The organism is Lentzea sp. NPDC051838 (genome assembly GCF_040681245.1).
Classification (GTDB): Bacteria; Actinomycetota; Actinomycetes; order Mycobacteriales; family Pseudonocardiaceae; genus Lentzea.
On sequence record NZ_JBFAYI010000007.1, the window covers coordinates 193,875 to 207,609 of the forward strand.

16 protein-coding genes are annotated in these 13,735 nt (G+C 67.7%); 10 read left to right on the forward strand and 6 right to left on the reverse strand.

What is annotated here, in order from left to right:
• The first annotated feature begins 1 nt into the window (after position 1).
• The 3 genes from AB0M24_RS19050 to AB0M24_RS19060 are packed head-to-tail and all read left to right on the forward strand — an operon-like array spanning position 2 to position 3,387.
• On the forward strand, positions 2-766 hold the full coding sequence (locus AB0M24_RS19050; protein WP_363768871.1) for a hypothetical protein: 765 nt from the start codon (positions 2-4) through the stop codon (positions 764-766).
• 9 nt (positions 767-775) lie between these two features.
• Entirely contained in the window at positions 776-2,644 is a 1,869-nt protein-coding gene (locus tag AB0M24_RS19055; protein WP_363768874.1) for a fumarate reductase/succinate dehydrogenase flavoprotein subunit, read from the forward strand.
• The gene (locus tag AB0M24_RS19060) at positions 2,641-3,387 is read left to right on the forward strand and encodes a succinate dehydrogenase/fumarate reductase iron-sulfur subunit (RefSeq protein WP_045309383.1); all 747 of its coding nucleotides are present in this window, start codon (positions 2,641-2,643) and stop codon (positions 3,385-3,387) included. The genes AB0M24_RS19055 and AB0M24_RS19060 overlap by 4 nt, the downstream gene beginning before the upstream one ends.
• On the opposite strand, the gene AB0M24_RS19065 is transcribed toward AB0M24_RS19060, so the two are convergent.
• A complete protein-coding gene (locus AB0M24_RS19065) occupies positions 3,377-4,009 on the reverse strand; it encodes a response regulator transcription factor (RefSeq protein WP_363768877.1) in 633 nt (210 codons plus the stop codon). The two genes, AB0M24_RS19060 and AB0M24_RS19065, sit on opposite strands and share 11 nt — an antisense overlap.
• Positions 4,010-4,145: 136 nt before the next feature.
• Between AB0M24_RS19065 and AB0M24_RS19070 the strand changes: the two genes are divergently transcribed.
• From AB0M24_RS19070 to AB0M24_RS19080, 3 genes are read left to right on the forward strand one after another with little or no spacing between them, the layout of a single operon-like run.
• A complete protein-coding gene (locus AB0M24_RS19070) occupies positions 4,146-4,421 on the forward strand; it encodes a hypothetical protein (protein WP_363768880.1) in 276 nt (91 codons plus the stop codon).
• Between the two features lie 13 nt (positions 4,422-4,434).
• Complete coding sequence (locus tag AB0M24_RS19075; protein WP_363768883.1) at positions 4,435-4,800, forward strand: hypothetical protein; 366 nt, start codon at positions 4,435-4,437, stop codon at positions 4,798-4,800.
• Positions 4,785-5,243 (forward strand): hypothetical protein, encoded by a 459-nt coding sequence (locus AB0M24_RS19080; RefSeq protein ID WP_363768886.1) that lies wholly within the window; start codon positions 4,785-4,787, stop codon positions 5,241-5,243. Before AB0M24_RS19075 ends, AB0M24_RS19080 begins: the two co-directional genes overlap by 16 nt.
• 49 nt (positions 5,244-5,292) lie before the next feature.
• Here the strand turns inward: AB0M24_RS19080 and AB0M24_RS19085 are convergent, their stop codons facing one another.
• The 4 genes from AB0M24_RS19085 to AB0M24_RS19100 all read right to left on the reverse strand — a co-directional run bounded on the left by AB0M24_RS19085 (position 5,293) and on the right by AB0M24_RS19100 (position 8,532).
• Positions 5,293-6,150 (reverse strand): amino acid ABC transporter permease, encoded by an 858-nt coding sequence (locus tag AB0M24_RS19085; RefSeq protein WP_363768889.1) that lies wholly within the window; start codon positions 6,148-6,150, stop codon positions 5,293-5,295.
• Positions 6,147-6,794: an amino acid ABC transporter permease gene (locus AB0M24_RS19090; RefSeq protein ID WP_363768892.1), complete on the reverse strand. Its 648-nt coding sequence runs from the start codon at positions 6,792-6,794 to the stop codon at positions 6,147-6,149. The genes AB0M24_RS19085 and AB0M24_RS19090 overlap by 4 nt, the downstream gene beginning before the upstream one ends.
• 79 nt (positions 6,795-6,873) lie before the next feature.
• On the reverse strand, positions 6,874-7,764 hold the full coding sequence (locus AB0M24_RS19095; RefSeq protein ID WP_363768895.1) for a glutamate ABC transporter substrate-binding protein: 891 nt from the start codon (positions 7,762-7,764) through the stop codon (positions 6,874-6,876).
• 39 nt (positions 7,765-7,803) lie between these two features.
• The gene (locus AB0M24_RS19100; RefSeq protein WP_198680630.1) at positions 7,804-8,532 is read right to left on the reverse strand and encodes an amino acid ABC transporter ATP-binding protein; all 729 of its coding nucleotides are present in this window, start codon (positions 8,530-8,532) and stop codon (positions 7,804-7,806) included.
• 159 nt (positions 8,533-8,691) lie between these two features.
• Between AB0M24_RS19100 and AB0M24_RS19105 the strand changes: the two genes are divergently transcribed.
• Positions 8,692-9,369 (forward strand): response regulator transcription factor, encoded by a 678-nt coding sequence (locus AB0M24_RS19105; RefSeq protein ID WP_363768898.1) that lies wholly within the window; start codon positions 8,692-8,694, stop codon positions 9,367-9,369.
• A 25-nt stretch (positions 9,370-9,394) separates the two neighbouring features.
• Entirely contained in the window at positions 9,395-10,780 is a 1,386-nt protein-coding gene (locus AB0M24_RS19110) for a HAMP domain-containing sensor histidine kinase (protein ID WP_363768901.1), read from the forward strand.
• A gap of 11 nt (positions 10,781-10,791) precedes the next feature.
• Here AB0M24_RS19110 and AB0M24_RS19115 read toward each other — a convergent pair whose 3' ends face one another.
• Positions 10,792-11,706, reverse strand: a complete 915-nt coding sequence (locus AB0M24_RS19115) for a TAXI family TRAP transporter solute-binding subunit (RefSeq protein ID WP_363768904.1) — start codon at positions 11,704-11,706, stop codon at positions 10,792-10,794.
• 57 nt (positions 11,707-11,763) lie between these two features.
• On the opposite strand from AB0M24_RS19115, the gene miaB reads away from it, so the two are divergent.
• Together miaB and AB0M24_RS19125 are read left to right on the forward strand one after the other, a co-directional pair.
• Positions 11,764-13,230, forward strand: coding sequence for a tRNA (N6-isopentenyl adenosine(37)-C2)-methylthiotransferase MiaB (gene miaB, locus AB0M24_RS19120; RefSeq protein WP_363768907.1), 1,467 nt, complete (start codon positions 11,764-11,766; stop codon positions 13,228-13,230).
• Positions 13,227-13,694 carry a hypothetical protein gene (locus AB0M24_RS19125; RefSeq protein ID WP_363768910.1) on the forward strand — a complete coding sequence of 156 codons (468 nt, stop codon included), beginning with the start codon at positions 13,227-13,229 and terminating at the stop codon, positions 13,692-13,694. Before miaB ends, AB0M24_RS19125 begins: the two co-directional genes overlap by 4 nt.
• The last annotated feature ends 41 nt before the right edge of the window (positions 13,695-13,735 follow it).

Here is a 13,735-nt window from a genome sequence, read left to right on the forward strand (position 1 = left end):
AATGGCGAGGGCAGAGATCGCCGCCAGGACTCTGCGCACGGACCGATGGTGGCTGCCACCGCTGACGACGTTCGTCGGCCTGCTGCTCATCTCGATCTACGCGGCGTTCCGCACGTTCCAGGGGGACTACTACTGGGTCGACCAGTACCACTACCTCACACCGATGTACTCCCCGTGCCTCACCGAGGAGTGCGTCCCCGCGGCAAGTCACTTCGGTCAGTGGTTCCCGGCGCTGCCCGGCTTCCTGACCCCACCGGTGATCATCATCCCGTTCCTGCTGGGATTCCGGATCACCTGCTACTACTACCGCAAGGCCTACTACCGGGCAGCCTGGGCGTCACCGCCCGCGTGCGCCGTGGCCGAGCCGCACAGCAAGTACACCGGTGAGACCAGGTTCCCGCTCATCGCGCAGAACCTGCACCGCTACTTCTTCTACGCGGCCTCGCTCCTGCTGCTGATCAACATCTACGACGCGGTCCTCGCGTTCGGCACCGGCGTCGGCCTCGGCAACATCATCCTGCTGGCCAACGTCGCGCTGCTCGGCGCGTACACGCTGTCCTGCCACTCGTGCCGCCACATCGCGGGCGGGCGGCTCAAGCACTTCTCCAAACACCCGGTCCGGTACTGGATGTGGACGCAGATCTCCAAGCTGAACAACCGGCACATGCAGCTCGCGTGGGCCTCGCTGATCTTCGTCTGCCTCACCGACCTGTACGTCGCGCTGGTCGCCTCGGGAACGATCTCCGACCTCCGCTTCATCAACTAAGGAGTGGTTTTGCCCGAGCTGGAAAGGCATTCGTTCGACGTTCTCGTGATCGGTGCCGGTGGTGCCGGGTTGCGTGCCGCGATCGAGGCCCGTGAGCACGGCCTGCGCACCGCCGTTCTCTGCAAGTCGTTGTTCGGCAAGGCCCACACGGTGATGGCCGAGGGTGGCATCGCCGCCGCGATGGGCAACGTGAACTCGAGCGACAGCTGGCAGGTGCACTTCCGCGACACCATGCGCGGTGGCAAGTTCCTCAACAACTGGCGGATGGCCGAACTGCACGCGCAGGAGGCACCGCAACGGGTCTGGGAGCTCGAGACCTACGGCGCGCTGTTCGACCGCACCAAGGACGGCCGGATCTCGCAGCGCAACTTCGGCGGCCACGAGTACCCGCGTCTCGCGCACGTCGGCGACCGCACCGGACTCGAACTGATCCGCACGCTGCAGCAGAAAATCGTTTCCCTCCAACAAGAGGACTTCAAGGAGTTCGGCGACTACGAGGAACGCCTGCGGGTGTTCCAGGAGTTCACCGTCACCGATCTCGTGAAGGACGGGGACCGGATCGCCGGCGCGTTCGGGTACTGGCGCGAGTCCGGCCGGTTCGTCATGTTCGAAGCACCGGCGGTGATCCTCGCGACCGGCGGTATCGGCAAGTCGTTCAAGGTCACCTCGAACTCCTGGGAGTACACGGGTGACGGCCACGCGCTGGCCATGCGCGCGGGCGCCTCGCTGATCAACATGGAGTTCATCCAGTTCCACCCCACGGGAATGGTCTGGCCGCCGTCCGTCAAGGGCATCCTCGTCACCGAGTCCGTGCGCGGTGACGGTGGCGTGCTGCGCAACTCCGACGGCAAGCGGTTCATGTTCGACTACATCCCCGAGGTGTTCAAGGACAAGTACGCGGACAACGAGGCGGAAGGCGACCGCTGGTACACCGACCAGGCGAACAACCGGCGCCCACCGGAGCTGCTGCCGCGCGACGAGGTCGCGCGCGCGATCAACTCCGAGGTGAAGGCCGGGCGCGGGTCACCCCACGGCGGCGTTTTCCTCGACGTGTCCACGCGTCTGCCCGCCGAGGAGATCCGCAAGCGGCTGCCGTCCATGCACCACCAGTTCAAGGAACTGGCCGATGTGGACATCACCGCGCAGCCGATGGAGGTCGGCCCGACCTGTCACTACGTGATGGGTGGCGTCGAGGTGGACCCGGACACCGGATCCTCTTCCGTGGCAGGGCTTTACGCCGCCGGTGAGGTGTCGGGCGGCATGCACGGCTCTAACCGGCTGGGCGGCAACTCGCTGTCGGACCTGCTCGTGTTCGGCCGCCGCGCTGGGGCAGGCGCGGCGGAGTACGTGCGGGCACTCGACACCAGGCCGTCCGTCTCCGAGGACATCGTCGAGGAGGCACGGGCGACCGCGCTGAAGCCGTTCCAGCAGGAAGGCGGCGAGAACCCGTACACGCTGCACATGGAGCTGCAGCAGTCGATGAACGACCTCGTCGGCATCATCCGGCGTCAGGGCGAGATGGAAGAAGCCTTGCAACGACTGGAGAAGCTCAAGGAGCGCGCCCAGTCGCTGACGGTCGAGGGGCACCAGCAGTTCAACCCCGGCTGGCACCTCGCCCTCGACCTGCGCAACATGCTGCTGGTGTCGGAGTGCGTGGCGAAGGCGGCACTGCTGCGCACGGAGTCCCGTGGTGGCCACACCCGCGACGACCACCCCGTGATGGACGCGGAGTGGCGGCGAAAGTTGTTGGTCTGCAACGTGGACGGCGACGGCGTGTCCGTCGAGGAGAAACCGCAGATCCCGATCCGCAACGACCTGCTGGACCTGTTCGACCGCACCGAGCTGGAGAAGTACCTCACCGCCGAGGAGTTGTCATGAGCTACCAGGGGAAGTTCCGGGTGTGGCGCGGTGACGACTCCGGCGGCGCGCTGGAGGACTTCACCGTCGAGGTCAACGAGGGTGAGGTCGTGCTCGACATCATCCACCGGCTGCAGGCCACGCAGGCGCCGGACCTCGCGGTGCGGTGGAACTGCAAGGCGGGCAAGTGCGGCTCGTGCTCGGCGGAGATCAACGGCCGCCCGCGCCTGCTGTGCATGACCCGGATGTCGACGTTCACGGAGGGCGAGACGATCACGGTCACGCCGATGCGGACGTTCCCGATCATCCGCGACCTCGTCACCGACGTGTCCTTCAACTACACCAAGGCGCGCGAGGTACCGTCGTTCGCGCCGCCGAAGGACCTGGCGCCGGGCGAGTACCGGATGCAGCAGGTCGACGTCGAGCGCTCGCAGGAGTTCCGCAAGTGCATCGAGTGCTTCCTGTGCCAGAACACCTGCCACGTGGTGCGTGACCACGAGGAGAACAAGGAGGCCTTCTCCGGCCCCCGTTTCCTCATGCGCGTGGCGGAGCTGGAGATGCACCCGCTCGACACGGCGGACCGCGTCGACCAGGCGCAGGAAGAGCACGGGCTCGGGCTCTGCAACATCACCAAGTGCTGCAGCGAGGTGTGCCCGGAGCACATCCACATCACCGACAACGCGCTCATCCCGATGAAGGAGCGCGTGGCGGACCGCAAGTACGACCCGATCGTCTGGCTCGGCAACAAGCTGTTCAAGCGCTAAAAGCCTGTGGCACGACCAGCCGGGACTCGTAGGCCATCACCACGGCCTGCGCCCGGCTGGTCAGCCGCAGCTTCGTCATCACGCGGTTGAGGTGGGTCTTCACCGTGCCCTCGGTGACCGTCAGCTTCGACGCGATGGCCGCGTTCGTCAGCCCCGTGCCGACCAGTCGCAGCACCTCGCGCTCGCGGCCCGTGAGCTCGTCCAGGCCCACGGAGCTCCACGGCGCGACGGCCGTGTCACCACGCAGGTACGCCGCCACGAGCCGGCGCATCACGGTGGGGCTGAACTGCATCTCGCCGGACGCCACCGCGTGGATCGCGGCCAGCAGGCGGGCGGGTTCGGACTCCTTCAGCACGAACCCCGCGGCACCCAGGCGCAGCGCCTCGTGGACGTACTCGTCGAGGTCGACGGTCGTCAGGATCAGCACCCGCGACACCGCCGCCAGCCGCTCCACAGCGGCCAGCCGGATGTCCATCAGCACCACGTCGGGGCGCGAGGACTCGGCGAGCAGCACTGCCCTGTCGCTGTCGGCGGTCTCCCCGACCACGGTCAGGTCCGGTGTGGCGTTCAGCAAAGCGACCAGGCCCGCTCTGAACAACGGCTGGTCGTCGACTACGAGCACGCGCGTCACAATGTCCCTCACTCATGTGACGTCACCGCGGTAGATCCCCCCAACCGGGAGCGTACCGCGAAAGTTGACGAGAGATCCACTGTTCGTGAGACGCAACGGTTCCGCTCGCGTCGATACGTTCCGCGGCATGCGCACCGCATCGGCCGACCTGCTCGCCGTCCGCACGATCACCGCCGACGGCTCGGACGTCTACCTGCGGGTCACGTCCAGTCCGGTGGACCTGGAGATCCGCTGGTTCCGCGACGGCGACCACCGCGTCGCGGGAGCTCCCGTGCTGTTCCCGGCGGGAGACCACGAGCGCCGGCGGATCGGGTCGAACTTCCGCGCCGGCACGGCGTTCTGCCTGCGGGCGGTGGGAAGCGAGGACTGGTGCGGCGTCGTCGACTGGAACGTCTACTCCTGAGGGGGAACTCCTGATGAAACGCGTACTCGTCGGTGTGCTGGCCGTGGGCTTCGCGATGCTGTCCGCCGTGCCCGCGCAGGCCGCGTCGACCACGATCACCGTGCCGTTCAAGCACAACCAGATCACCTGGTTCACGACCGCGCGCACGATCACCGTGGCGGGTTCGGACATCGATGCCCAGGTCGCGTACGGCGGCATCATGCAGCTCGCCTGGTACAAGTGCGGCGACCGCAACACGCGCGGCGCGTTCGTGCGGATGGAGGAGTACCGCAAGCACGTCGGCACGAACTTCAAGGCGGGCACCAAGTTCTGCCTCGCGTCGAACAGCCCGTACACCGAGGGCACCGTCGGGGGAACGCTGTGGTGGAGCGGAAGCTGACCGCACTGCTCGCGGTCGCCCTGGTGGCGGGCTGTGCGACGGCTCAGCCGCAGTTCGTGGATCAGGGGCAGTACGCGAAAGCCGTGCACGACAACGCCTCGAAGTTCACCTGGCCGGACGGGCGCACGCCGGACCTCGACGTGCTCGCGGAGAAGTCGGGGCCGGGACCGGACAAGGCACCGGCGGGCAGCGAGCGGATCGTCCTGGAGATGACCAACTCCTGCGCCTGGTACCTCGGCTGGGACGACGCCCGCAAGCGCGGCGACCGGACGGCCGAGCAGAAGGCGTTGAAGGTGATGGACGAGGTGCTGCCGAAGTTCTCACCGGAAGACCCGGACGGGCAGCGCTATGCCCGTGAGACGGCCGCCAAGGCCAAGAACGGCAACGGTTCGATGGCGACGGACTACGTGGCCAACAACTGCGAGTCCGTGGTCTGGAAATAGCGAACGGGGCGTGTCCACACAGGACACGCCCCGTTGAGCCGAACAGGTGTCAGGCGGACGCCATCTCGGGGATGTCGTCGGCGTCCACGTGGATGACCTTCTTGTTGCGCCGGTTGCGCTTCTCCAGGTAGGTCGCGAGCCACGTCAGCAGCAGGCACAGTCCGATGTAGATCGCGGCGACCACGATCATCACCGAGATGAGCGGCCGGCCGAAGTTCACCGCGTCACCACCGATGCGGGTACCCCACCTCAGCAGCTCCTCGAAGGTGATCAAGAAGCCGAGCGCGGTGTCCTTCAGCAGCACCACCAGCTGGCTGATGATGGTCGGCAGCATCGCCCGCAACGCCTGCGGCAGCAGCACGAACGTCATCACCTGCGTCTTGCGCATGCCCAGCGCGTACGCGGCCTCGCTCTGGCCCTTCGGCAGCGAGTTGATGCCCGCGCGGAAGATCTCGGCGAGCACCGAGCCGTTGTAGAGCATCAGGCTGACCACGACCGCCGTGAACGCGGTCAGCTTGATCCCGGCCTGGGGCAGGCCGTAGTAGAAGAAGAACATCATGATCACCAGCGGGATCGCGCGGAAGATCTCCACGATCACCGCCGCGGGAGCGCGCACCCAGGCGTGGTCGGACAGCCGGGCCGCCGCGAAGATCGCGCCGAACGCGAGCGCCAGCACCGCGCCGACCGCGAACGCGCTGAGCGTGTTGCCGATCGCCTCGACCAGGGAGAGCTGGATCTGCTGGTACTCGATCCAGCCGAGCCTGCGGGCGGAGAACTGGTCGGTGACGATGAAACGCGAGACCACGTACACGGCCGCGGCGATCACCGCCGCGATGCCGACGACGGCCATGATCTTGTGACGGACGCGGGCCTTCGGGCCGGGAACGTCGAACAGCACCATGCTCATCGGGCCACGCTCCACCGCTTCTCGAAGACCTGCTGGACGTACGTCAGCGGCATCACCAGGATCACGAACCCGATGGCGACCCAGATGAGTCCGAAGAGGACGTCGCCACCCGCGTCGGCCAGCGCCTCGCGGATGTTGCCCGCCTGGAAGACGGCGAAGCCCGACGCGACCGTCGTGTTCTTCAGCAACGCGATCATGGTGCTCGTCATGGGCGGCACCACCGAGCGCAACGCCTGGGGCAGCACCACGTTGCCGAGCATCTGGGTGAACGTCAGACCGAGCGCGCGGGAGGCTTCCGCCTGACCGACCGGCACCGTGTTGATGCCCGACCGCACGACCTCGCAGACGAACGCCGCCGTGTAGAGCGTCAACGCCACCACCGCGGCGGCGTACTCGTCGATCTTCAGGATCTCCAGCAGCGGGTACGCGAACACGAAGAACACGAAGACCAGCGTCAACGGCGTGTTGCGCAGGACCGTCACGTACAGCGTGCCGATGCCCCGGAAGACCGGCACGGGGCTGACCCGCAGTGCGGCGAGCAGCGTGCCCAGCACCAGCGACAACACCGCGGAGATCGCGAAGAGCTGCAGTGTCTGGCCGAAGGCCCGCAGGAACAGATCTAGGTTGTTGGTGAGGACGCTCATCGGTTTCCTTGCCGTCCGTCCGCCTTCAAAGGAACGGCCGGTGGACCCACGCGGGATCCACCGGCCACGTGAGGAACCGTCAGTACCGGTCGATCTTCGGCTTGGTGGCCGACGAACCCGACTTGCCCAGGGTGCCGTCGTAGATCTTCTGCCACGAGCCGTCGTCCAGCGAGGCCTGCAGGATGTCGTTCACCTTGTCGCGCAGGGCCTTGTCCTCCTTGGGCAGGCCGATGCCGTACGGCTCGCTGGAGAACGTCTTGCCGACGACCTTCAGCTTGCCCTCCTCGGCGGCCGCGTAGCCCTTGAGGATCGCGTCGTCGGTGGTGACCGCGTCGACCTCACCGTTGAGCAGCTTGGTGACGCACTGCGAGTAGCCCTGGAACTCGAGGACGTTGGACGCCTCGGTCAGGTTCTCGTCCTTGATCCGCTTGGCCGGCGTGGAGCCGGTCACGGAGCAGACCTTCTTGCCCTTGAGGGTCTCCTTGCCGGTGATGTCGGTGTTGTCCTTCTTCACCAGCAGGTCCTGACCGGCGACGAAGTACGGACCGGCGAAGCCGACCTTCTCCTTGCGGCCCGCGTTGATCGTGTACGTGCCGACGTAGTAGTCGACGTCGCCGTTGATCAGCGCCTGCTCACGCGCGGCGGACTGGATCGTCTTGAACTGGATCTTCTCGGGGTCGAAGCCCAGCTTCGCCGAGACCAGCCGCGCGATGTCGATGTCGAAGCCGCTGTACTTGTTCGTCGTCGGGTCCTTGTAACCCAGGCCCGGCTGGTCTTCCTTGACACCGACGACCAGCGTGCCGCGCGCCTTGATCTTCTCGAACGTGGGCGAGCCGTCGACCTTGACGTCCTTGGCGACCTCGAACAGGCCGGCGGGAGCAGCCGTGTCGGTCGGGCTGCCCTCCTTGCCACACGCGGTCAGGGCCAGTGCGCCCGTGAGCAGCACCGCCGCAAGGGTGCGAACCCTCATCGTCCTTCTCCTGCCATTCGTTCGAAAGTGAGCTGACTTCTAGTGAGTCAGGATCTTGCCAAGGAAGTCCTTCGCGCGGTTGGACTTCGGGGCCGAGAAGAACTCTTCCGGGGTGGAGTCCTCGACGACTTCGCCGTCGGACATGAAGATCACCCGGTCCGCGGCCTTGCGGGCGAAGCCCATCTCGTGCGTGACGACCAGCATCGTCATGCCGTCCTTGGCCAGGCCCGTCATGACGTCCAGGACCTCCTGGACCATCTCGGGGTCCAGTGCGGACGTGGGCTCGTCGAACAGCATCACCTTGGGCTTCATCGCGAGCGCGCGGGCGATCGCCGCACGCTGCTGCTGCCCACCTGACAGCTGAGCCGGGAACTTCTCCGCCTGGTTGGCGATCCCGACGCGCTCCAGCAGCTCCATCGCGGTCTTGCGCGCCTCGGCCGCCGGCGTCTTGCGCACCTTCACCGGAGCGAGCATGACGTTCTCGACGATGGTTTTGTGCGCGAAAAGGTTGAAGGACTGGAACACCATGCCGACATCGGCGCGAAGGCGGGCCAGTTCCTTTCCTTCGGCGGGAAGAGGCTGACCGTCGACCTCGATGACACCGGAATCAATCGGCTCGAGGCGGTTGATGGTCCGGCACAGGGTCGACTTACCGGAACCGGACGGCCCCAGCACGACCACGACCTGCCCCTTCGGGACCTCCAGCTGCACGTTCTTGAGCACGTGGAGCGGTCCGAAGAACTTGTCCACACCCGCCACGCGAATCATCGGCGGGGTAGAGGCGGCAGTCATCCAGTCCTCCATTTGGGGTCGTCTGCGTTGGCGGAAACCTAGGTGTCCGCCACCACACCAGTCCAGGACATTGAGCAAGACTTAGGGTCTCAACTCTGTCACAGGCAGACATCGGTTGCCCGGGAGGTAGCGAAAGTGCGCGTGCTGCTCGTCGAGGACGACGACAGGGTCGCCGAGGCCTTGGTCCCAGCCCTGACCAGACGAGGTTTCCACGTGGACCGGCAGGCCACGGGCCGCGGCACGCTCGACCGCCTCACCGGCGTCGACGTGGTGCTGCTCGACCTCGGCCTGCCCGACATGGACGGCGTGACGCTGTGCCGCGCCATCCGCGCGGCCTCGGACGTCGCGATCATCGTGGTGTCGGCGCGAGGGGAGATCGACGACCGGATCCTCGGGCTGCACGCCGGGGCGGACGACTACCTGGTCAAACCGTACGACGTGGGCGAGCTCGTGGCGCGCGTGCACGCGGTCCGGCGTCGGCGCGGCGCGGATCCGGTGGGGGTCGGGGCGGTGTCGACGGAGGTGTTCGAGACCGGCGACGTGCGCGTCGACCTGGGGCGTCACGAGGTCACCGTGGCGGGGGAGGCGGTCGCCCTCTCGCGCAAGGAGTTCCAGGTGCTCGCGCTGGTGATGGCGGCGGGCGGCGCGGTGTGCACGCGGGAGCGGATCCTCGCCGAGGTGTGGGGCCGCACGTGGTCCGGCGCGAACCGGACGCTGGACGTGCACGTGGCGACGCTGCGGACGAAGCTCGGCCGGCCGGCGCTGCTGGAGACCGTGCGCGGGGTCGGTTATCGGTTGGGACAGGTCTCGTGATTTTTCACCTGATCGGGTTGGGCTCGTGAGGTCTCGTCTGCTGGGCGTGGTGCTCGCCCTGATCGTGCTGGTGCTCGTCGGGCTCGGCGTGCCGCTGGGGCGCGGCGTGGCGGCCGCGGAGCAGCAGGAGATGTTCCTCGACCGGCTCACCGACACCAGCCGGTTCGCGTCCCTGGCGCAGCGGCCGTTGATCGACGACAAGCCGGACCTGATGCGGGCCGAGCTGGAGCGCTACACCGAGCTCTACGACATCGGGGTGGCCGTGGTGGCGCGCGACGCGCCGACGGTGGCGGTGGTGGCGTCGCGCAACGACCTCGCGCTCGGCGACAGCGGCGTGCAGGACCTGGTGAGCAAGGCGTTGGCCGGGCGGTTGCCGGTCGCGCCGCCGTTGTTCATGCCGTGGAGCGAGTCCAAGCTCGTGCTGGCCGAGCCGGTGCTGGTCGACGGCGAGGTGCGGGGCGCGGTGATCACGTTCTCGCCGACGTCCAAGACCCGGTTCGAGGTGCTGGCGTGGTGGGGTTTACTACTCGCGGCGTCGTTGCTGGTGCTCGCTTTGGCGGTGCTGCTGGCGTTGCCGGTCGTGCGGTGGACTTTGCGTCCGGTGCAGGCTCTGGACGACGCGACCGGGAAGCTGCTGGCGGCGGTGGTGTCGGGCCGGCCGGTGCCGCCGGTGGGCGCGGAGAGCGGGCCGCCGGAACTGCGGCAGCTCTCGCGGTCGTTCGACCAGATGGCGGCGAACGTGAGCGATGTGCTTGCCGCGCAACGGGCTTTCGTCGCCGACGCGTCGCACCAGCTGCGCAACCCGTTGACGGCGCTGAAACTCCGGTTGTCCAATCTGGAGGGTCACGTCGACGCCGAGGCGGAGGTGCACCAGGTCGAGGCGCTGAGCGAGACCGATCGGCTGAACAGGATCCTGGACGAGCTGCTCGCCATGGCTCGCGCGGAGTCCAGCTCGGTCGACCCGGTGCCGGTCGACGTCGACAAGTCCGTCGCGGCGCGGCTCTCGGCGTGGCAGGCGGCGGCGACGGCCAAGGAAGTGCACCTCGTGCTGGACGGTCAGCGGGTCGGCATGGCTCTCGCGCCGCCGCGCGGGATCGAGACGGTGCTCGACGCGTTGCTCGACAACGCGCTGAAGTTCACCCCTGAGGGCACGTTGATCGTCGTCGACGTCCGCAAGGCCGACGGGGTCGTCACGTTGTCCGTCGCTGATCACGGGCCTGGGTTGCAGCCCGATGAGCTGGAGAGGGCGACCGACCGGTTCTGGCGGAGTCCGGCGCACCAGAACGTGCCCGGCTCTGGTTTGGGGTTGTCGATCGTGCGGCTCGTCGTCGAACGCGTCGACGGTGCCGTCCGCCTCGAGTCGCCGGAGGACGGCGGCCTCAAGGTCGTGATCGAGCTGCCGGCGATCTAATACATCGGATATCAGACCTTGCTGTCGCGGTAGTAGCGCATGGCGCCGTCGTGCAGCGGCACCGGCGATGTCTCGATCGCCGACCGCTGCTCGATGGTCCGCGCCGCCGAATGGGCCTTCACGAGGTCGGGTTGCCCCTCGAACAGCTGCCGCACGAGCGCTTCGGCGACGTCGTCGGGCATCGAGTCGCTGACGAGCAGGAAGTTGCGCACGACGAGCGTGATGACAGGCCCGGACTGCAGATTGTATGTAGATGCCGGCAGGGTCGCGGAACCGTATACAGGATACTGCTGACGGAATCTCGGCAGCTCTTCCTTGAGGTCGAGCATCCGCACGCCGAGGCTCTTGGTGAGCTCGGTGATGCTCGACGTCGGCAGTCCGCCCGACCAGAAGAACGCGTCGAGCTTGCCCTCCTGCATCGCCTTGGCGGAGGCCTCGACGCCGAGGTGGAACTCCTGCGGCGTGACGTTCTCGGCCCGCAGCAGCCTGCGCGCGATGATCTCGACACCCGACTCCGGCGCGCCGATCGACACCCTCAGGCCCGACAGCTGGCCGAGCTTGGTCGCCGGGAGGTCGGCGCGCACGATGATCTGCAGGTAGTCGTCGTGCATCCGGGCCAGCGCGCGCAGCCGGGACGCGCCCTCCACCTCTTCGACGGCGTCCGCCTGCGAGAAGCCGACCTGCGCCTGGTTGTTGACGAGCCGGGTGACGTTGTCCTTGGAGCCGGCGGTGGCCACGACCTGCGGCCGCACGATGCCGAGCCGGCCGCTCCAGATGTCCGCGAGACCGTTGCCGAGCCGGTAGTAGACGCCGCCCTCGCTGCCGGTGGCCATCGTGAGCTTGACGTCCTCGACCGTGCTGCCGCAGCCCGTCAGGACCGTTGCGGCGGTCAACAGGCTCACGGCGGCATGCACTCGTCCCAGCACCTGCGCATCGTGCCACGGCGGCGTTCTACGCTTGCACCCGACGAAAGGTTGGTTGCAGTGACCCGCAGTTACCAGATCCGCACGTTCGGTTGCCAGATGAACGTGCACGACTCGGAGCGGCTCGCCGGTCTGCTGGAGGACGCCGGCTACGAGCGTGCCGCCGAGGACGCGCAGGCCGACGTCGTCGTGTTCAACACCTGCGCGGTCCGCGAGAACGCCGACAACAAGCTCTACGGCACCCTCGGCCACCTCGCGCCGCAGAAGACCGCGAACCCCGGCATGCAGATCGCCGTCGGCGGCTGCCTCGCGCAGAAGGACCGCGGCGAGATCGTGCGGCGTGCCCCGTGGGTCGACGTCGTGTTCGGCACGCACAACATCGGTTCGCTGCCTGTGCTGCTCGAACGCGCGCGCCACAACGAGGAGGCGCAGGTCGAGATCCTCGACGCGCTGGAGACCTTCCCGTCGTCGCTGCCGGCCGCCCGCGACTCCGCCTACTCGGGCTGGGTGTCGATCTCGGTGGGCTGCAACAACACCTGCACGTTCTGCATCGTCCCGTCGTTGCGAGGCAAGGAGAAGGACCGCCGCCCCGGTGACGTGCTCGCGGAGGTCCAGACGCTCGTCGGCGAGGGCGTGCTCGAAGTGACGCTGCTGGGCCAGAACGTGAACTCCTACGGCGTCGAGTTCGGCGACAGGCTGGCGTTCGGCAAGCTGCTGCGCGCGTGCGGCGAGATCGACGGCCTGGAGCGCGTGCGCTTCACCTCCCCGCACCCCAAGGACTTCACCGACGACGTCATCGCCGCCATGGCCGAGACGCCGAACGTGTGCCACCAGCTGCACATGCCGTTGCAGTCGGGTTCGGACCGCATGCTCAAGGAGATGCGCCGCTCGTACCGGACCGAGAAGTACCTGGGCATCATCGAGAAGGTCCGCGCCGCCATGCCGGACGCCGCGATCACCACCGACATCATCGTCGGCTTCCCCGGTGAGACCGAGGAGGACTTCCAGGGCACGCTCGACGTGGTGCGGCAGGCCAGGTTCTCCTCCGCCTTCACGTTCCAGTACTCGAAGCGCCCCGGCACCCCGGCCGCCGACCTGCCGGACCAGCTGCCCAAGGCCGTCGTGCAGGAGCGGTTCGACCGGCTCGTGGCGCTGCAGAACGAGATGACGCACCAGCTGAACATCGAGCAGGTCGGGCGGACCGTCGAGGTCCTCGTCGCGACCGGCGAGGGCAAGCGCGACGCCGAGACCCACCGCATGAGCGGCCGTGCTCGCGACGGGCGCCTCGTGCACTTCACGCCCGGCGAAACCGCCCCGCGTCCCGGCGACGTCGTCGAGACGGTCGTGACGTACGCGGCTCCGCACTACCTCGTCGCGGACGGCGAACCGCTGACGTGGCGCCGCACCCAGGCCGGTGACCGTTCCGAGGCGGGCATCAAGCCCAAGACCGCGGGCGTCGGCCTCGGCCTGCCGTCGTTCGGTGCTCCCGCGCCGCTGCCCGCCGTGTCCGGGTGCGCTGCCCAGTGAGCGAAGAGGAGTACCTGCGCAAGGAGATCGACGCGGTGGAGCAGCAGGCGGCCAAGCGCATCGATCCCGGCACCGGCGCGCTGACGATCTCGATCGCCGTGCTGGCGTTGCTGGTGTCGCTGGTGCTGCCGTGGGTCGGTGAGACCACGGGCCTGAGCGTCGTGCTCGGCGAGTCCACCAGCTTCGTGCCGCGCCTGTTCTCGTTCTTCGCGTTCGGCATCGGCGTGATCGGCTCGGGCATCACCCTGGCGGTCCGCCGCTGGGGCCTGGCGTGGGTGTGCACGCTGGGCCTGTTCGCCGGGTCGGTGACGGGTGTGCTGTCGATCTGGTCGCAGCAGACGACCACGAGCAACAAGGCGATCGGACCGGGCCCCGGCGCCGGTCTGATCATCGCCGTGATCGCGGTGATCGTCCTGCTGATCAAGTGGGTGAGGATCGCGGCTTCCCGGCCGCCCCAGCTGTAATGAACCTTGGCACCTTCCCGATTGCTTTGTCGTCAAACGGG